This is a genomic window from Brevundimonas sp. 1080 (assembly GCF_040545985.1).
In the GTDB taxonomy this organism is placed as follows: Bacteria; Pseudomonadota; Alphaproteobacteria; order Caulobacterales; family Caulobacteraceae; genus Brevundimonas.
On sequence record NZ_JBEPMW010000002.1, the window covers coordinates 882,402 to 901,244 of the forward strand.

16 protein-coding genes are annotated in these 18,843 nt (G+C 67.3%); 7 read left to right on the top strand and 9 right to left on the bottom strand.

Annotation, left to right across the window (positions count from 1 at the left end; genetic code table 11):
• Positions 1-144: 144 nt before the first annotated feature.
• The 4 genes from ABIC32_RS09700 to ABIC32_RS09715 are packed head-to-tail and all read right to left on the bottom strand — an operon-like array spanning position 145 to position 6,072.
• Entirely contained in the window at positions 145-1,992 is a 1,848-nt protein-coding gene (locus ABIC32_RS09700; RefSeq protein ID WP_354074016.1) for a heparinase II/III family protein, read from the bottom strand.
• Positions 1,989-2,663 carry a ribulose-phosphate 3-epimerase gene (gene rpe / locus ABIC32_RS09705; RefSeq protein WP_354074017.1) on the bottom strand — a complete coding sequence of 225 codons (675 nt, stop codon included), beginning with the start codon at positions 2,661-2,663 and terminating at the stop codon, positions 1,989-1,991. The genes ABIC32_RS09700 and rpe overlap by 4 nt, the downstream gene beginning before the upstream one ends.
• Positions 2,664-2,710: 47 nt before the next feature.
• Positions 2,711-4,099, bottom strand: coding sequence for an RsmB/NOP family class I SAM-dependent RNA methyltransferase (locus ABIC32_RS09710; RefSeq protein ID WP_502909327.1), 1,389 nt, complete (start codon positions 4,097-4,099; stop codon positions 2,711-2,713).
• Entirely contained in the window at positions 4,096-6,072 is a 1,977-nt protein-coding gene (locus ABIC32_RS09715) for a potassium transporter Kup (protein WP_161639767.1), read from the bottom strand. The genes ABIC32_RS09710 and ABIC32_RS09715 overlap by 4 nt, the downstream gene beginning before the upstream one ends.
• A 168-nt stretch (positions 6,073-6,240) precedes the next feature.
• On the opposite strand from ABIC32_RS09715, the gene ABIC32_RS09720 reads away from it, so the two are divergent.
• Positions 6,241-6,711, top strand: a complete 471-nt coding sequence (locus ABIC32_RS09720; protein WP_055807840.1) for an Rrf2 family transcriptional regulator — start codon at positions 6,241-6,243, stop codon at positions 6,709-6,711.
• A gap of 7 nt (positions 6,712-6,718) precedes the next feature.
• Positions 6,719-7,516: an SDR family NAD(P)-dependent oxidoreductase gene (locus ABIC32_RS09725; RefSeq protein ID WP_354074018.1), complete on the top strand. Its 798-nt coding sequence runs from the start codon at positions 6,719-6,721 to the stop codon at positions 7,514-7,516.
• Here ABIC32_RS09725 and lpdA read toward each other — a convergent pair whose 3' ends face one another.
• The 5 genes from lpdA to ABIC32_RS09750 all read right to left on the bottom strand — a co-directional run bounded on the left by lpdA (position 7,517) and on the right by ABIC32_RS09750 (position 13,513).
• Complete coding sequence (gene lpdA, locus ABIC32_RS09730; protein ID WP_354074019.1) at positions 7,517-8,914, bottom strand: dihydrolipoyl dehydrogenase; 1,398 nt, start codon at positions 8,912-8,914, stop codon at positions 7,517-7,519.
• A complete protein-coding gene (locus tag ABIC32_RS09735) occupies positions 8,911-9,369 on the bottom strand; it encodes a hypothetical protein (RefSeq protein ID WP_354074020.1) in 459 nt (152 codons plus the stop codon). The genes lpdA and ABIC32_RS09735 overlap by 4 nt, the downstream gene beginning before the upstream one ends.
• 130 nt (positions 9,370-9,499) lie before the next feature.
• The gene (locus ABIC32_RS09740) at positions 9,500-11,149 is read right to left on the bottom strand and encodes a 2-oxo acid dehydrogenase subunit E2 (protein ID WP_354074021.1); all 1,650 of its coding nucleotides are present in this window, start codon (positions 11,147-11,149) and stop codon (positions 9,500-9,502) included.
• Position 11,150: 1 nt separating this feature from the next.
• Complete coding sequence (locus ABIC32_RS09745) at positions 11,151-12,275, bottom strand: alpha-ketoacid dehydrogenase subunit beta (RefSeq protein WP_200918605.1); 1,125 nt, start codon at positions 12,273-12,275, stop codon at positions 11,151-11,153.
• Positions 12,276-12,277: 2 nt separating this feature from the next.
• On the bottom strand, positions 12,278-13,513 hold the full coding sequence (locus tag ABIC32_RS09750) for a thiamine pyrophosphate-dependent enzyme (RefSeq protein WP_354074022.1): 1,236 nt from the start codon (positions 13,511-13,513) through the stop codon (positions 12,278-12,280).
• Between the two features lie 161 nt (positions 13,514-13,674).
• Here ABIC32_RS09750 and ABIC32_RS09755 point away from each other — a divergent pair, with 161 nt between their 5' ends.
• The 5 genes from ABIC32_RS09755 to ABIC32_RS09775 all read left to right on the top strand — a co-directional run bounded on the left by ABIC32_RS09755 (position 13,675) and on the right by ABIC32_RS09775 (position 18,808).
• Positions 13,675-14,163, top strand: coding sequence for an Lrp/AsnC family transcriptional regulator (locus ABIC32_RS09755; protein ID WP_055754211.1), 489 nt, complete (start codon positions 13,675-13,677; stop codon positions 14,161-14,163).
• Positions 14,164-14,202: 39 nt separating this feature from the next.
• Positions 14,203-15,141 (top strand): pirin family protein, encoded by a 939-nt coding sequence (locus tag ABIC32_RS09760; RefSeq protein WP_269220284.1) that lies wholly within the window; start codon positions 14,203-14,205, stop codon positions 15,139-15,141.
• A 49-nt stretch (positions 15,142-15,190) separates the two neighbouring features.
• Positions 15,191-16,156, top strand: a complete 966-nt coding sequence (locus ABIC32_RS09765) for a WD40 repeat domain-containing protein (protein ID WP_205683036.1) — start codon at positions 15,191-15,193, stop codon at positions 16,154-16,156.
• On the top strand, positions 16,156-16,848 hold the full coding sequence (gene mtgA / locus ABIC32_RS09770) for a monofunctional biosynthetic peptidoglycan transglycosylase (protein ID WP_295185879.1): 693 nt from the start codon (positions 16,156-16,158) through the stop codon (positions 16,846-16,848). The genes ABIC32_RS09765 and mtgA overlap by 1 nt, the downstream gene beginning before the upstream one ends.
• Positions 16,849-16,912: 64 nt before the next feature.
• Positions 16,913-18,808 (top strand): M2 family metallopeptidase, encoded by a 1,896-nt coding sequence (locus tag ABIC32_RS09775; RefSeq protein WP_354074023.1) that lies wholly within the window; start codon positions 16,913-16,915, stop codon positions 18,806-18,808.
• Positions 18,809-18,843: the final 35 nt, after the last annotated feature.

Sequence of the window (18,843 nt, forward strand, 5' to 3'; positions counted from 1 at the left end):
GGCGGCGTCCGTGATGGCAGGGGAGGATGGCGCGCCGTCTAGACCCAAACCGCTTCGCCGTCACCCCACGGACGGTTTCAGAGCCTGATCGGCAGAGGTCAAATCGCTACGCGATTTGTCGATGCCGTGAATCAGGCTCTTGCATCAGGTCGGTTCGCCGCTGGCGCCGGCTGGGCTCAGCTTCCAGCGGATCTTTGTCTCGCTGTCGGTGCGGGCCGAGCCGCGCACCACGATCTGCAGCGAACGGCGGGTCAGGCCGGCGTCGATATGGACGCTGGGCTCGATGGCCACATCCGGTCCATCGGTCCTGAACCACCAGCCCCGGCCCGAGGCGCCGCGCAGCAGGATCGACCGCCGGTCGCGCGCCAGCGAGGCCTGAACCCCCGGCTCCAGATGGAAGCGGATGGCGTAAGGTGCCGCAATCTGGCGCACCATCTCCTTGCGGCCTGGCGTGGGGAACAGCTTTTCTTCGGCCCGCAGTTCGTCCAGGCGCTGGTCCAGATACAGCCGGCGCTGATGATTCAGGCCGAACAGTTCATTCCAGCCGTCGTGTTCCATCTCCAGCCAGACGGCGCCGTCGCCGTCGCGCAGGTCGGTGGTCACATGGATCGGCGGTCCGACCAGGCGCGGACCCAACAGGTCGCCCTTCCAGCCGCCCAGCGGTTCGTTCAGCGACCGCTCGCCCAGGGTCAGGGTAGAGTGGGCGGGCGTCAGGCGCAGGGCCTGGCGATCCGTCGAGGCCGGCGTCCACCCCGAGCCGGTCACCAAACGGTCCTTGCCGCAGGCGATCTCCAGCGCCAGCGGCTGGGCGCAGGCGGCAGCCCCCCAGGCGTCGCGCGCCGGCGGGGCGGTGTCGGCGATGATGGTCAACAGCGGGCTGGCGATGCGCTTCAGGCCGGCGACCGCACCGGTCGCTGCAGGCGCTACGTCGCTGCTGGCCACCGCTTCGTCATCGTGGGCGCGGGCGGCCGCGACGCGTTCAATGGTGGAGGGGCCGCCGCCCTGGAAGCTGGCCAGACGACCGTCGGGCAAGGTCAGCAGGCGCAGGCCCTGCGTCAGCCGGGCGATGGCGGCCGAGACGCTCTCCGGCGTCGGTTCGGAAAGTTGCGACAGGGCGTCGTCCAGCGTCAGGAGGTCGAGCAGCAGCTCAAGCCCCGCCTCGGGACTGCGCGAGGCATGGCCGCCGTCTGCCTTCACCGTCGTCTTCAGGGCGCCGTCCAGCCGCGACAGCGCGCGGCGACGCAAGGCCTGCCCTGGCGCGCCCGCCAGCACGCAGCCGCCGATGGCTGCCGCCGTCAACCGCTCGGCCCGGCTGGCCAGACCGCCGGGCGGACGCAGCAGTTGTCGGGTCTGGCGCGCCAGACTGTCGGCCAGTTTCAGTCGCTCGGCCTCGGTCGCAACGGCGCCCATCCGCCGTGCGCCGCACGCCAGATTGACGACCCGCCGCGCCAGGATTTCCGGTCCCCAGGCGAAGGGCGACCACCGTGCAAAGGCGTCGGCCCAGGCCAGCGTCAGACGCAGCGCCTCGCGCGCGCCTCGGTCGCCTTGGGCCATCAGCCCCGGCATCCAGGCGAAGGCGTGAAGCTCGACCGCGAATGGCCGCGAGGGACTGGGCCGGTTCCAAGGATCGGACGGCGGTTCGACCTCCATCGAGGCGCCGGCCAGCATGAAACGTCCGGCCAGAACATTGCGGCCCGGCGCGGGATCGTGCGGGCGGAAATCGCGCGGCGTGGCGGCGAACGCGGTCACCTTGCCCCCGCCCAGCGGCGCCCCCAGCGTCAGGCCGTAGCCGGGCAGGCCGTAAAGCTCGATCCATAGCTGCCGCGTCGCCAGTCGGCCGGCGATGGCGGGCCACAGGCCGGGTCCTGCGACCGTGTCGCCCGACCGCACGGGCGTGCGCACCGGCGCGCCAGGCAGGCCGGGGATCTGACCCGAGGCGACGTCCAGCGTCGTTTCCTGCCCTCGCGGGGCGAAGGGGCCGAGCGGGCTCACGCGACGCTCAGAGCAGCCGGCGCGGCTTTCAGGGCGGCGATATTGGTCGCGTAATCGCCGTTGAACACGAACGAGCCGGCGACCAGCGCATCGGCGCCGGCGGCGACGCAGGCTGCGGCGTTGGCGGAGGTCACGCCGCCGTCTACCTGAAGGTGAGCCGACGAACCGGCGCGGTCGAGAATGGCCCGCGCGCCCGCGGTCTTCTTCAGCGAACTATCGATGAACTTCTGACCGCCAAAGCCCGGATTGACCGACATGATCAGCACCAAATCGACCAAATCGACCACCTCTTCCAGGATCGACAGCGGCGTCGCCGGATTGAACACGACGCCGGCCTTTGCGCCCAGCTGGCGAATGCGACCAAGGGTGCGGTGCAGGTGCGGCCCGCTTTCAGGGTGAACGGTCAGGACATCGGCGCCCGCCTCGCGGAACGCCTCCAGCCATGGATCGACCGGCGCGACCATCAGGTGCACGTCGAAGGGCAGGGTCGTGTGCGGCCGGATGGCCTTCACGATGTCGGGGCCGAGCGTGATGTTCGGCACGAAATGCCCGTCCATCACATCGACGTGGATCCAGTCGGCGCCCGCCGCCTCCAGCGCGCGGACTTCTTCACCCAGCCGCGCGAAATCGCTGGCGAGGATCGACGGGCAGATCAGAGGGGTAACGGCCATGGCCTTCCGGATAAGGCGGGTTGCGGGCAGGAGCAAGGCGCTCCCGCTCAGGACACCCGTTCCAGCCTTGCCGCGAAGAAGCCGTCCAGTCCGCCGTGTTCGGCCCACATGGAGGGAAGGATGCGCAGCCAGCCTTCAGGCGTCAGCGCCTCGGGCGGGGCGCCGACTTCGGCCGGATCGGCGGCGACGGTGCGGAAGGCTGGATTGCGACGCAGGAAGGCGATGATCTGGGTTTCGCCCTCCTCGCGCTCCAGTGAGCAGGTGCAATAGACCAGACGGCCGCCCGGCTTCACGCGCTCGGCGGCGGCGTCGAGCAGTCGGTGCTGGACGTCGGCCAATTTGGCGACCTCTGCCGGTTTGGTGGCGCGCAGGACCTCCGGATTGCGGCGGAAAGTGCCCGTTGCGGTGCAGGGCGCATCCAGCAGAACGGCGTCGAAGGTGCGGGCGTCCTCCCAGTCCTCGGCCGGGACGGCGATGACCTCAGCGGTCAGGCCGGTCCGCTCGAGATTCTGTGTCAGGCGTTTCAGGCGCGGGGCTGAACGGTCCAGCGCGACGACCGCGGCGGCGGCGGCCGCCAGTTGCAGCGTCTTGCCTCCGGGCGCGGCGCACATGTCGAGCGCCGTCTCGCCGGGCTTCACATCCAGCAGCCGGCCGGGCACAGCGGCGGCCGCGTCCTGGACCCACCAGTCGCCGTCCTCGAAACCGGGCCAGCCGGCCACATCGCCGCGACGGCCGGTGCGAACCGTGCCCCCGGGCAAAGCTTCGCCCTCTACAGCCGCAGCCACGGCGGAGGGATCCACGCCCGGCTTCAGGCTGAGATCGGTCGCGGGTTCTTCGCGCGCGGCCAAGGCCAGGCCCGCCAGGGCGGCCTCGCCATAGGTCGCCTTCCAGCGCGCCGCGATCCAGTCCGGCAGATTGCTCTCGGCCGTCGTCAGGCCGGGGCCTTCACGCCCAACTCCGCGCAGCACCGCATTGACCAGGTTCTTGTAGGGCCGGGTCTTGGGATCGCGCTCGGCCAGTTTCACCGCCGTCGAGACGGCGGCGAAGGCCGGCGTTTCCAGCACAAGGGTCTGGGCCAGGGCGATGCGCATCAGGGTGCGCACAGCCTCGGGCGGCGACTTCTTCAGGCGGCGATCCAGGATCTGATCGATCTCGCCCAAACGACGCAGGGCCGCCATGGCGACGGCGCGGGCGAAGGCGCGATCCACCGGCTCCAGCGCGCGGGCGGCGGGCTGAGACAGGGCTTCGTCCAGTCCGTTGCGCTTCTCCAGCGCGGCGTTCAGCAGGATGCCGGCGACGACGCGGGCCTCGACGCCGATATCGTCCTGCGACGGACCTTGAGCGGCCTCGGCCGAGGCCGGGCGCGGGCGGCCCTTGGTGGCCATGCGACGGCCGCGCGCCTGCGAGCTCTGCCCGCCCCGTCCCTCGGCGCTCATACCGCCACCTGCGCGCCCAGCTCGACCACGCGGCCGGGCGGGATGTGGAAGAAGTCGGTCGGATTGGCGGCGTTGCGCATCAGGAAGATGAACAGTTTGTCCTGCCACAGCGGCATGCCCTGACGCGCCGACGGGATCAGCGAGCGACGACCCAGGAAGAAGCTGGTCGACATGATGTCGAACTTCAGCCCCTGTTTTCGGCACAGGCCCAGGGCGCGCGGCACGTTCGGCGTCTCCATGAAGCCATAGGTGACCGTCACCTTCTTGAAGTCGTCGTTGATCGGCTCCATCCGCACCCGGTCAGCCTCCTTGACGCGCGGGCGCTCGGAGGTGCGCACGGTCAGGATGACGTTCTTCTCGTGCAGCACCTTGTTGTGCTTGAGATTGTGCATCAGGGCGACCGGCGCGACATCGGGATCCGAGGTCAGGAAGATGGCCATACCCGGCGCACGGTGCGGTGGCCTGGCCTGAAGCATCTCGATCAGGTCGTTCAGCGGCAGGCTGTCCTTGCGCGTCTTGGCCGTCAGGATCTGCGTCCCGCGCACCCAGGTCCACATCACGACGACCAGCAGCGCGCCCAGCACCAGCGGCATCCACGCCCCGTCCGGAATCTTCAGCAGGTTGGACGTCAGGAAGACGCTGTCGATGAAGGCGAACGGAAGCAAGGTTCCGACCACCGCCCACATGGGCCACTTCCAGCCCTTGCGAATGACCGAATAGGCCATCAGCGTGTTGACCAGCATGGTGCCCGTCACCGCCACGCCATAGGCGGCGGTCAGGTTATGCGAGCTCTGGAACACGACCAGCAGCACCAGAACCCCAACCATCAGGAAGGTGTTGACCGCCGGCACGAAAATCTGGCCGGCCTGGGTCTCGGAGGTATTCTTAATGTCGATGCGCGGCAGTAGGCCCAACTGAACCGCCTGCTGCGTCACCGAGAAGGCGCCGGTGATCACGGCCTGGGAGGCGATGACGGTCGCGGCGGTCGCCAGGATCAGCATCGGCCAATAGGCGAACTGCGGCACCATGTTCCAGAACGGGTTCTCGGACGCGGCCGGATTGTCCAGGATCAGGGCGCCCTGACCCAGATAGTTCAGCGTCAGGCACGGCAGGACGAAGGCCAGCCAGCCCATGCGGATCGGCGCCTTTCCGAAATGGCCCATGTCGGCATACAGGGCCTCAGCCCCCGTGACGGCCAGGAAGACGCTGCCCAGGATCACAAAGCCCAGGAAGCCGTCGTTGAGCAGAAGCATGACGCCATAGTGGGGCGACAGGGCCCGCAGCACGCTGATGTCGTCGAAGATATGATACAGGCCCAGCGCCCCCAGGCTCAGGAACCAGACGGCGGTGATCGGGCCGAAATACTTGGCCAGGCTGGCCGTGCCGCGCGACTGGACCAGGAACAGGGCGATCAGGATGCCGGCCGAGATCGGCACGATGAAGGAATCCAGCCGCCCGGCCAGACCCGGCGCGTCCTGCAGGCCCTCGACGGCGGACAGGACCGAAATGGCGGGCGTGATGATGCCGTCGCCATAGAACAGGGCCGCGCCGCAGACGCCAAGGATGAAGATCCAGGCGCTGCGCCGACCGACCGCGAACTGGGCCAAGGCCATCAGGGACAGGGTGCCGCCCTCGCCCTTGTTGTCGGCGCGCATCAGGAAGAAGACATATTTGAACGTCACCACCACCATCAGCGCCCAAAACGCCAGCGACACGACGCCGATTACGGCCAGATCGCCGCCGACGCCGGAGCGCGCATGGTCGATCGCCTCGCGCAGGGCGTAGAGCGGGCTGGTGCCGATGTCGCCGAACACCACGCCGATCGCGCCGATGGTCAGAGCCCAGAAGCCGCCGTGCTTGGCGGCCTGGCCGCCCGGGATGTGGGATTCCGGACCCGTGGCGTGGGTGGGCTTGTCCGGCGTGTTCGACGCGGGCGAGGGAGCGCTCGCGTCGTGGGGAGTGTCCCCGGCCATGCGTATCCTCCGGGTCTCCGACGCGGCGTCGGTCCCTTCAAAGCGGCGAGCCTTTAGGCCCATTCCACGCGGTCTTCAATCGCGCCGCAGCGGATTCGGTTTCGGCGTTCTGCGGCGCGATTTGTGATTCGGCCCCTGAACGCCTATTTTCGCATCAGGAACAGAACCATGTCAGACAGCCAACGCTTCCCCGTCGCCGCCCACGCCCTGGCCTATATGGCCCACAAGGGCGCGTTCGGGCCTGCGCAGGCGATGCCCAGCGGCGTGCTGGCGTCCTCGATCCCGACCAATCCCGTCGTGGTGCGCCGCGTGACCGCCCTCTTGGCAAAGGCCGGACTGATCGCCACCCGTCCGGGCGCGACCGGCGGCTCCTGGCTGTTGCGTCAGCCCGAGGACATCCGGCTGGATCAGGTGCTCAAGGCGGTGAACGGCTGCGCCCACATCGGCTCGCCACCCGCCGGCGCCAAGGGCTGCCCGATCAGCGAACACATTCCGCGCCAGGTCGCCAAGGCCCTGACCGCCGCCGACGAAGCCGCGACGGAAGCCCTGTCCAAGATCACCATCGCCGACCTTCTGGCCGATAACCCGATCGCTCTGGCGGCCTTTGCGCCGCACAAGTCCTGCCCCGTCGCGGCCTGATCGATCTGTGAGCCGAACCGTTCTGATCACCGGCGCCTCGGCCGGCATCGGCGCGGCCCTAGCCCGGACCTATGCGGCCGAGGGCTGGAATCTGATCCTGACGGCGCGTCGCGAAGCCCCGCTGCAGGCCTTGGCCGACGAACTGACCGCCGCCCACGGCGTCACCGCGACCGTGATCCCCGAAGACCTGTCCGACCCCGAGGCGCCCGAACGGCTGGTCGCCGCAATCGCCGCGCGCGGCCTGACCATCGACGGCCTGGTCAACAATGCGGGATTCAGCCGGGTCACCGGCTTTCTGGATACCGACCTGAGCGCTCATCGCGCCATGATCCAGGTCATGCTGACCGCGCCGGTCGAGCTTTCGCGCCTGTTGCTGCCCGATATGATCCAGCGCGGCTTCGGGCGGGTGCTGAACGTCGCCTCGTTGGCCGGCCAGATGCCCGCGACGGGCGGCGACACCCTGTATGGGCCGATCAAGAGTTTTCTGATCAAGGCGTCGCAGGGCCTGCATCTGGAAACGCAGGGGACCGGCGTTCACGTGACGGTGCTGAACCCCGGCTACACCCTGACCGAGTTCCATGACGTCAATGGTTCGCGCGAGCAGGTCTCCAGCGCCTATCCGGCTTGGATGTGGATGGACGCCGCGCGCGTGGCGCGCATCGGCTATGACGCCTGCGAGGCCAACCGTCCCAGCGTCACCCCCGGCGTCATGAACAACGTCATGGCCGGACTGGCCCGCTTCCTGCCCGATGGCCTGGCGCTCCGCATGGTGGCGAACCATGCGGAGCGGCTGGACCGGATCTGATTAGATGTGGATGGCGTGCCCGAGGGCGCGCAGGCTGGCCTCGTGGAAGGCTTCGCCCAGCGTCGGGTGGACGTGAATCGTCCCGGCGACGTCTTCCAGCACGGCGCCCATCTCCAGCATCTGGGCGAAGCTGTTGGACAGTTCCGACACATGCTGGCCCACCGCCTGGATACCCAGGATGCGATGATCGCGCTTGTTCGCGATCACCCGCACGAAGCCGCCATCCTCACCCGCCTCGATGGCCAGGGCGCGACCGATCGCGGCGAAGGGGAAGACCGACTGGATCACATCGTCGCGGCCCGCGACGTCGTTCGGGCCCAGACCGGCCGAGACGATTTCCGGCTCGGTGAAACAGACCGCGGCGATGGTGACGGGGTCGAAGATGCGGTCATGGCCGGCGATGATTTCGGCGACCACTTCGCCTTGGGCCGAACCCTTGTGGGCCAGCATGGGTTCGCCGGTCAGGTCGCCGACCGCCCAGACGTTCTTCATCGAGGTGGCGCAGCGCTGGTCGATCTTCACGAACGGACCGGCCATGGCCACGCCCATGTTTTCCAGACCCCAGCCTTGCGTACGCGGACGCCGACCGACCGTGACCAGCACCTTGTCGGCGTCCAGTTGCAGCGGCTCGCCATCCTTGGTCGTGATCGACAGCTTTCCGTCGCCGAAGCCCCCGGCTCGCGCCCCCAGATGCAGCTCGACGCCATGCTTCTCAAGCCACTTGGCGACCGGATCGGTCAGGGCCTTGTCGTAGAGCGGCAGGATACGGTCGGCCATTTCGACGATGGCTACTTCGGCGCCCAGCTTGCGATAGGCGATGCCCAGTTCCAGCCCGATATAGCCGCCGCCCACGACGACCAGCTTCTTGGGAACCTCCGACAGGCTCAGCGCCTCGGTCGAGGAAATGACGTCGCCGCCGAACGGCAGGAAGGGCAGTTCGACCGGCTCGGATCCCGTCGCCAGGATGACGTGTTCGGCGGTGATGCGGATGTCGCCTTCGTCGGTCTTGACCACGCAGGTCTTGGCGTCGGCGAACTCGGCCCAGCCCTTGATGACCTTGACCTTGGCCTTCTTCAGCAGGGCCGCGACGCCGGCGTTCAGCTTACGGACGATGCCATCCTTCCATGCGACCGTTTGCGACAGGTCGATGGTGGGCGCCGCCGCCGTGATGCCCAGGGTCCCGCCGCCGGCCGCCTTGGCCACCGTCTCGAACTTGCCCGCCGCATGGATGATGGCCTTAGACGGAATACAGCCGACGTTCAGGCAGGTGCCGCCCAGCCCATCGCCGCCGTCCACCAGCACGGTGTCGAGGCCCAGCTGGCCGCAGCGAATGCCGGCGACATAGCCGCCGGTGCCCGCCCCGATGATCAGGACTTTGGTTTTCAGGGTCTGGGTCAACGATAGGCCTCAAGGCGGGTGCTGAACTGCGGAGGAACTTGCTGGGGTTCGAAAACGCGGACCGCGCCGGTCTGGGTTTCCATGGCCAGTACGACGTCGCCGGGTTTGACGCGCTGAAAATCGACGCAAATCATGCCTTGATAGCCGCCCAACGGACGGGCGGTTTCTGCAGCGGTCAGGGTGTATGTCTCTTGCGGCGCGCCTTGAAGCGTTTCCAGTCTGGCGATGGTCGCCTTGGATTGAATGACCTCGATGGTCGGCGTCCGGCTGGGTTCAGCCAAACGCTCCACGGTTGTCACGCGCCCGATGAACAGCGCCGGCCCATCGGTCTGTAGCAGAGACGACCAAGCCGGCGGCGGCTCGGGAATGCAGGCGTTAGCGGACGAGGCGACGACGCCGACGGCTGCTAGCAGGCTGGCGCCGATGGTCAGCGCTTTGACTTTGATTTGCCGCATCACATTACCCTTCCGATCCCGATGATCCTCTCTCGGCGAGGAGAGAGGATCATCAAGAGCCATGGCGCCGATTTTGAGGTGATGGCCATAGACGTGGGCGGACCTCGCTTTCCCGCTTAGAAAATGGGCATCACCCCATCCACAGCGTCGCCGGGTTTTCCAAGAGCCCCTTGATCCGCTGCACGAACACCGCCGCATCGTGCCCATCGACAATGCGGTGATCGAAGCTGGACGACAGGTTCATCATCTTGCGCACGACCATCTGGCCGTCCTTGACCACGACCCGCTCGGCGATCTTGTTGGGACCGACGATGGCGACCTCGGGGTGGTTGATGATCGGGGTGTGGACCACACCGCCCAGCGTGCCCAGCGAGGTGATGGTGATGGTCGAACCGGACAGTTCCTCGCGCTTGGCCGACCCGTCCTTGGCCGCTCCCGAAACGCGGGCGATCTCCAGCGCCGTATCGTAGGGGTCGCGCGCCTCGGCATGGCGGACCACTGGCACCATCAGGCCGTTCGGGGTCTGGGCGGCGATGCCCAGATGGACCGGGGCGTGCTGGGTCAGGACGCCGGCTTCATCATCATAGGTGGCGTTGATCTGGGGCTGGTCTCGCAGGGCGACCACGATGGCGCGGGCGATGAAGGGCAGGACGTTCAGCTTGGGCTGGTCCTTGGACTTCGTCGCGTTCAGGTGGGCGCGCAACTCCTCCACCGCCGTCATGTCGATTTCCTCGACATAGGTGATGTGGGGAATGCGGCGCACGCTCTCGGCCATCTTCTCCGCAATCTTGCGGCGCAGGCCGATGATCTTGACCTCGGTCGTCCCTTGCGCCTTCGCATAGGTCGAGCCGCCGCCGGAGGGCGCCGACGCGGGTTGCGAACCGCCGCGCGCGATGAAGCCGTCCAGATCCTCGTGCGTGATCCGACCCGCCGGGCCGGAACCGGGCACGAAGGTCAGATCTACACCCAGGTCCCGCGCGCGATTGCGCACGGCCGGCGAGGCCGACGGACGTTCGCCAGGCGCACGTCCCGTCAGGGCGGGAACGGGCTTGGAGGGCGCGGTCGCTGAAGTCGCGCTTTGAGCCGTCGAAATCGCGGCGGAAGCCTTCGTCGCATTCTCTGCCGGTTTTGCGGCCGGTTTCGGCGCCGCGACGGGCGTCGAAACATTGCCCCGACCCTCGACATCAAACGCCACCAGCGGCCCGCCGACCGGCACCGACTTGCCCGGCTCGCCGTACAGGGCGACGACCGTTCCGGCGACCGGCGAGGTGATTTCGACCGTGGCCTTGTCGGTCATGATGTCGGCGATGATCTGGTCTTCCTCGACCGCATCGCCGACCTTGACGTGCCAGCCGACCAGCTCGGCCTCTGCCGTGCCTTCACCAACGTCAGGCAGTTTGAAGACATAGTTGCCGGATGTCGGCGCCTCAACAGCGGGGGCTGCCGGTGTCTCGACCTTCGGCGCTTCGGCGACCACGGGCGCGGAATCCGGCTTGGCGGAGGCGACGGGCGTCGGGGCGTCATCGGCATTGCCCGTCCCCTCGACCTCGAACTCCACCAGGGGGCCGCGCACCGGCACCATGGCGCCGGGTTCGCCGTGCAGGGCGACGACCTTGCCGCTCACCGGCGCGGTGATCTCGACCGTGGCCTTGTCGGTCATGACGTCGGCGACGATCTGGTCCTCGGCGACGACATCGCCGACCTTGACGTGCCAGCCGACCAGTTCGGCCTCGGCCGTGCCTTCGCCCACGTCGGGCAGTTTGAAGACGAAACGACCCATCTTATCGACCTCCCGTCATGACGCTCTTCAAGGCGTCTGCGACCCTTTGCGGTCCGGGGAAATATTCCCATTCAAAAGCGTGCGGATAGGGCGTGTCCCAACCGGTGACGCGCGCGATCGGGGCCTCCAGATGATAGAAGCAGCGCTCCTGCACCAAAGCCGACAGCTCGCCGCCGAAGCCTGAGGTCTTGGGCGCCTCATGCACGATGACGCAGCGGCCGGTCTTCTTCACCGAGGCCTCGATGGCTTCGATGTCCAGCGGCACGAGCGAGCGCAGGTCGATAACCTCGGCGTCCACGCCTGCGTGTTCCGCGCCGGCCAGGGCGACCCAGACCATGGTCCCATAGGCCAGGATGGTGACGTCGTTTCCTTCGCGCATCACGCGCGCCTTGCCGATGGGCTCGACATATTTGCCGGTCGGGACCTGGGCCAGATCCTGGGCCTTCCACGGCGAGACCGGCTTCTCGTGCCAACCGTCGAACGGGCCGTTGTAGAGGCGTTTCGGTTCGAAGAAGACGACCGGATCGTCATCCTCGATGGCGGCGGTCAGCAGGCCCTTGGCGTCATAGGGGTTGGACGGAATGACGACCTTCAGGCCCGCGATATGGGTGAACAGGCTTTCGGGCGACTGGCTGTGGGTCTGGCCGCCGAAGATGCCACCGCCATAGGGGCTGCGCACCGTGATTGGCGAAGTGAACTGACCGCCCGAGCGGTAGCGCATCTTGGCCGCTTCCGAGACGATCTGGTCGTAGGCTGGGTAGATGTAGTCGGCGAACTGGATCTCGACGACCGGACGCAGGCCATAGGCGCCCATGCCGATGGCGGCGGCGACGATGCCGCATTCCGAGATCGGGGCGTCGAAACTGCGGGTCAGGCCGTGCTTCTGCTGCAGCTTGTCGGTGACGCGGAAGACGCCGCCGAAATAGCCGGCGTCCTCGCCGAACGACAGGACGTTAGCGTCTTCGGCCATTTTGACGTCGATGGCCGAGTTCAGCGCCTGGATCATGTTCATGGGGACCACGCCCGCGCCCGTCGCTTCCGAGGCGGGGGCGGCGTTCTGGTCGACCATGTCGGGCTCGACGCCGTCGTTGCGATCGGCGTCGGTGAAGGTGGTTTGCTCGCTCATGGTCAGACCCCCACCTCGCGGCGCTGTTCGATCAGCCGCCAGTCTTCGGTCGCATAGACCTCTTCGAACATCGTCTTCACGCTGGGGCGCGACTGGCCCAGGGTGCCGATGGCTTCGGATTCCTTGCCGGCGGCGCGGACCTGCTCGACGGCGTCCTTCAGCGCGGCGGCGTGACGCTCGTCGTCCCATTCGCCGATGACGGTCAGATGCTGGCGCAGACGTTCGATCGGATCGCCCAGCGGCCATTTCTCATGCTCGTCGCCCGGGCGATAGCGGCTGGGGTCGTCGGAGGTCGAGTGCGGGGCGCCGCGATAGGTGAACAGCTCGATCACCGTCGCCCCCTGGTTCGACCGCGCCCGTTCCTCGGCCCACTGGGTCGCCGCCCAGACCGCCAGGAAGTCGTTGCCGTCCACCCGCAGGGCCGGCAGGCCATAGCCGATGGCCTTGGAGGCGAAGGTGGTCTCAAGCCCGCCTGCGATGCCCTGGAAGGAGCTGATGGCCCACTGGTTGTTGACGACGTTCAGGATGACCGGGGCGCGATAGACGGAGGCGAAGGTCAGGGCGTTGTGGAAGTCGCCTTCGGCCGTGGCGCCGTCGCCGATCCAGCTGATGGCGATCTTGTCGTCGCCCTTGTAGGCGCTGGCCATGGCCCAGCCCACGGCCTGCGGGACCTGGGTGCCCAGATTGCCGCTGATCGTGAAGAAGCCGTAGTCCTTGGCCGAATACATGATCGGCAGCTGGCGGCCTTTGATCGGATCTTCGGCGTTCGAATAGATCTGGTTCATCATCGCGACCAGCGGATAGCCGCGCGCGATCAGAAGCCCCTGCTGGCGATAGGTGGGGAAGCCCATGTCCTCGCGGCTCAGGATCATGCCCTGCGCCACAGCGATGGCCTCTTCGCCGGTGCACTTCATATAGAAGCTGGTCTTGCCCTGGCGGTGGGCGCGGTGCATCCGGTCGTCGAAGGCGCGCGTCAGGATCATGGCCTTCAGGCCCCGGCGCATCGTCTCGGGATCCAGGCGCGGGTTCCACGGACCGACTGCGGCGCCCTCATCATCCAGCACCCGAATCAGGCGGAAGGCGAGATCGCGCATCTGATAGGGCGTCGATCCGCCCTCGGGCCGTTCGACGACACCCGCAGGGTCCATCTGCAGATGGCTGAAGTCCGGCGTATCGCCGGGACGGCCGGACGGCTCCGGCACGCGCAAGGACAGGGGCTGGCTGTTCTTTTTGTTCATTTTATCGTTCATGCGGGCGTCCATATCCATTCTGGGGTCCGTCCGTGTTTCCTCTGGACGTGTGATAACACGACCCCTAAGCAGGTGCTCGCTCAATTTGACCTTGCGCAATCCCGATATCGGGTATTTTATTTCGCGATAATCATAATCGGAGAAACGCATTGGCCGACGAACTCGACCCCATCGACGCCCGCATCCTGGATATCCTGCAACAAGACGCCGGGCTCTCGGTCGCAGAGGTCGCCGATCGCGTCGGGCTGTCGGCCTCGCCCTGCTGGCGGCGGATCAAGCGGCTGGAAGACTCCGGCCTGATCACCAAGCGCGTCACCCTGCTGAACGCGCAGCTGCTGGGCCTGGACTTCGAGGTCTACGCCATCGTCAAACTGATGCTGCCCTCGGCCGACAATCTCAATGTCTTCGAGGCCGCCGTGGCCAAATGGCCGGAAGTGGTCCAGTGCGCCACCATCACGGGGCGCGAGGACTATGTGCTGCGCATCATCACCTCGGACATGCACGCCTTCGATTTGTTCCTGCGCGAGAAGCTGCTGGCGCTGGGCATCGTCTCGGACTGCGAAAGCCACATCGTCACGCGCGGCGTGAAGAATGTGACCGCCCTGCCTCTTGGCATCATCACGCCTCACGTCGGATAACGTGGCTCAGGCGGCGCGGGCCGCACTGGGAGCCGACACATGATCGAACTGGTGATCGACGCACGCCGCAAGGACCTGGGCGGGTTCGAGGTCGGGCGCGTCCTGCCCTTCCATTCGCGCCGGATGGTGGGGCCCTTCATCTTCCTGGACCAGATGGGACCGGCGGAGTTCGCGCCGGGCGCCACGGCCATCGACGTGCGCCCCCACCCGCATATCGGCCTGTCGACACTGACGTATCTGTTCGAGGGCGAGATCATGCACCACGACAATCTCGGCTACGATCAGGCGATCCGGCCGGGCGAGGTCAACTGGATGACCGCCGGCAAGGGCATCGTCCATTCCGAGCGCACCGATCCGCTGAAGAAGAGCAAGGGCGGGCCGATGCACGGCATGCAGGCCTGGGTCGCTCTGCCCGACGAGGCCGAAGAGATGGACCCGGCCTTCCATCACCTGGGCGAGGACGCCCAGCCGGCCTACGAGAACGGCGGCCTGTTCGCGCGACTGGTGGCCGGTGAGGCCTACGGCGCCAAGGCGGCCGTCCCGGTGTCGTCGCCGCTGTTCTATATCCATTGGGAGCTTCAGCCCGGCGTGCGAACCGCCCCGCCGTCCGGCAAGGGCGCCGGAGGCATGAGCGAGCGCGCGCTCTATGTGGCCAAGGGCTCCATCGAGGTCGGCGATCGCACCTTCCACGAGGGCCAGATGATCGTGCTGGAGCCGACGGCCGAGCCGACGGTCAAGGCCCTGACCCAGTCGACCGTCATGGTGCTGGGCGGAGAGCCGGTGGGGGAACGGCTGATTTGGTGGAATTTCGTCGCCTCCAGCCAGGCCCGCATCGATCAGGCCAAGGCCGATTGGAAGGCAGGCCGGATGACGCTGCCGGACGCGGACGACCTGGAGTTCATCCCCCTGCCCGACGAACCGGCAAAGGCGCAGGCGGAGCCTGCGCCAGTGACGCCCAAGCCGACCGATCCGGTCTAGCGGTCAAGCAGAAGGTGACGCGGCAAGGTCGGATCGCTACATGCGGCCTATGAACTTCGATTTCGACGCCCAGGTCACCGCCGCCCTGTTCGACAACACCGGCGCTGTCTTCGCCCTCGGCGACGGCTCGATCCGGTTCGAGGACCGGACGCGGGTGGAGGCGCACGACGGCGCCGTACTGTGCGCCTGCGTTCACCCGTCCGGCGACGGGATCGTCACAGGCGGCGATGACGGCAAGGTCGTCTGGACCCGTCGCGACGAGGACCCGGTCGTTCTCGCCACGGCCAAGAACCAGTGGATCGACGCCATCGACGCCTCGCCGGCCTCGGGTCTGATCGCCTTTTCCTTCGGCCGCACCCTGTCGGTGATCGACCCCAAGGAGGTCGGCTTCCGCCGCGACTTCCAGCACGAGCGCACCGTCTCCGGCGTCGCCTTCGAGCCCAAGGGCCGGCGCATCGCCACCTCGACCTATGGCGGGGCGGCCCTGTGGTATGCGCGGATCGAGAAACAGCAACCGGTGAAGCTGGCCTGGGCCGGGTCGCACACCGGCGTCGCCTTCTCGCCCGACGGCGCCTTCGTCGTCACGACCATGCAGGACAATCAGATGCACGGCTGGCGCATCAAGGACGCCAAGAATCTGCGCATGGGCGGCTATCCGGGCAAGGTGCGCTCGATGGCCTTCCTGGCAAATGGTCAGCTGATGGCGACCTCAGGCGCGCAGGGCGCGGTCCTATGGCCCTTCATCGGATCGAACGGACCGATGGGGCGCGAGGCGACCGAGATCGGCTATGACGACACGACCCTGGTCAATCTGGTCTCGGCCCGCGCCGATCAGGGCCTACTCGCCGCCGGCCTGACCGACGGTCGGGTCTGGGTGGCGCATCCGGCCGCCCAGGGTCTGAACTTCGTCAAGGCTGAGAAGGGTCCGGCCATCGTCGCCCTGTCGCTCAGCCCCGCCGTCGACAAGGTGGCGTGGGCCGACGAAGACGGCGCCGCTGGGGTCCTGATCCTCTGATGGCGACGGGCCGCAAGAGCTGGCGTCGCGTTGTGCTGACCGCGCTTCTGATCCTGGCCCTGATCCCGGTCGCAGGCGTGCTGATCGTCGCCATCGTCCCGCCGCCGCCCACCATTCTGATGCTGCGCCAACTCGCGAGGGGCGACGGCATGGACTATCAGTGGCGCGGTCTGAACCAGATTTCGCCCAACCTGGTGAACGCCGCCATCGCCGCCGAGGACGCCCGGTTCTGCAGCCACCACGGCTTCGACATGGAGGCGATTCAGAAGGCCCTGGACCACAACGCCGAAGGCGGGCGTCTGCGTGGCGGGTCGACCATCAGCCAGCAGACGGCCAAGAACGTCTTCCTGTGGCCCGGGCGCGACTGGATCCGGAAGGGTCTGGAGGCGGGCTACACCGTCCTGATCGAGGCCGTCTGGTCCAAGCGTCGGATCATGGAGGTCTATCTGAACGTGGTGGAATGGGCGCCCGGCGTCTATGGCGCCCAGGCCGCGTCGCGCCACTGGTTTGGCAAGGACGCCCGCGACCTGAGCCCGCGTGAGGCGGCGCGTCTGGCCGCCATCTTGCCGGCCCCGCGCCGTTACGAGGCCGCCGCGCCCGGCCCCTATGTGCGTCGGCGGGCCTCGCGCGTTCAGGCCGCCATGGGCACCGTGCGCAACGAAGGTCTGAACACCTGCGTCGTCGGCCGCTGAACGGTCACGCTTGACGGGCGACCAGGCCTGACCTCTCCTGCCCGCGCTGTTCAGGAGATCCACCATGAAGCGTCAGATGATGACCGCCGTCGCGGTCTGCGCCCTCGCCTTCGCCGCCGGCTGCGCCAGCACCAGCGAACCCGCCGCCGCAGCCCCGGGCGTCGAACAGACGGCGTCGACGACGCCCGCGCCGGCCGTCAGCGGCATGCGCGCCGACTATCCGATCACCGCCGAGGGCGCGACCGCCTTCATCGCTGACGCCGAAAGCAAATGGGCCGAGGTCAGCGAATATGTTGCCCGCATCCAGTGGGCGCGCGCCACCAACATCACCTTCGACACCATGTGGCTGGAATCCAAGGCCAACGCCGAGGCGACCGAGCTTCAGGTCCAGCTGGCCAATCAGGCGGCCAAGTTCAACGACGTCCAGGTCGATCCGGTCGTGCGCCGCAAGCTGAACCTGCTGCGGCTCAGCCTCGTCCTGCCCGCGCCCAACCGTCCCGGCGCGGCCGAGGAGTTGGCCCAGATCACCACGCGGCTGGACTCGACCTATTCGACCGGCAAGTTCGATTTCCAGGGCAGGCCGATCACCCTGGACGAAGCCTCGCTGATCCTGGCCGACAGCCGCGATCCCGCCGAGACCAAGGCGCTTTATGAAGGCTGGCGCACCATCTCGCCGGTCATGCGCGACGACTACGCCCGCATGGTCGAGATCGCCAATGAGGGCTCGCGTGAGTTGGGCTTCGCCGACACCGGCGCCCTGTGGCGGTCAGGCTACGACATGCCCGCCGACGATTTCGCCGCCGAGACCGACCGGCTGTGGGCCCAGGTGAAGCCCTTCTACGAGAATCTGCACTGCTATGTGCGCGCCAGGCTGAACGCCAAATACGGCGACGCGGTCCAGCCCGACCACGGCCCGATCCGCGCCGATCTGTTGGGCAATATGTGGTCCCAACAGTGGGGCAACATCTATGATGTGGTTGCCCCGCCCAGCGGCGGCGCCTCCAGCTACGACCTCACCGAACTGCTGAAGGCCGCCGACTACGACGCGACCAAGATGGTCAAGACGGGCGAGGGCTTCTACGTCTCGCTGGGCCTCGACCCGCTGCCTCAGACCTTCTGGGAACGCAGTCAGATCACCCGCCCGCGCGACCGCGAAGTCGTCTGTCACGCCTCGGCCTGGGACCTGGACAACGCCGACGACATCCGCATCAAGATGTGCACCAACGTCAACGGCGACGACTTCTACACCGTCCACCACGAACTGGGTCACAACTACTATCAGCGCGCCTACAAGAACCAGCCGATGCTGTTCCGCAATGGCGCCAACGACGGCTTCCATGAGGCCATCGGCGACTTCGTCGGCCTGTCGGCCCTGACCCCCACCTATCTGAACCAGATCGGCCTGTTGAAGACCACGCCGGGCGCGGAGGAAGATATTCCCTTCCTGCTCAAGATGGCCTTGGACAAGATCGCTTTCCTGCCGTTCGGCCTGATGGTCGACAGGTGGCGCTGGGACGTCTTCTCGGGTGAGACGGCGCCGGCAGCCTACAACACCGCCTGGACCGCCGACATGCTGCAGTACCAAGGCCTGGTTCCGCCGGGTCCGCGTCCGGCCAACGCCTTCGATCCGGGCGCCAAATACCATGTGCCCGGCAACACGCCTTACACGCGCTACTTCCTGGCCGCCATCTATCAGTTCCAGTTCCAGCGTGCGGCCTGCAAACAGGCCGGCTGGACCGGGCCGCTGCATCGCTGCTCCGTCTATGGGAACAAGGAGGTCGGCGCCCGCTTCAACGCCATGCTGCAGATGGGTCAGTCCCGCCCGTGGCAGGAGGCGATGAAGGCCTTCACCGGCGACGACGGCAACGACGCTTCAGCCATCGCCGACTATTTCGCCCCGCTGAACGTCTGGCTCCAGGAGCAGAACCGCGGTCACCAATGCGGATGGAGCGCCGCCTGATCACGCCGCGGCGTTAACCGTCCCCTTCACAATTC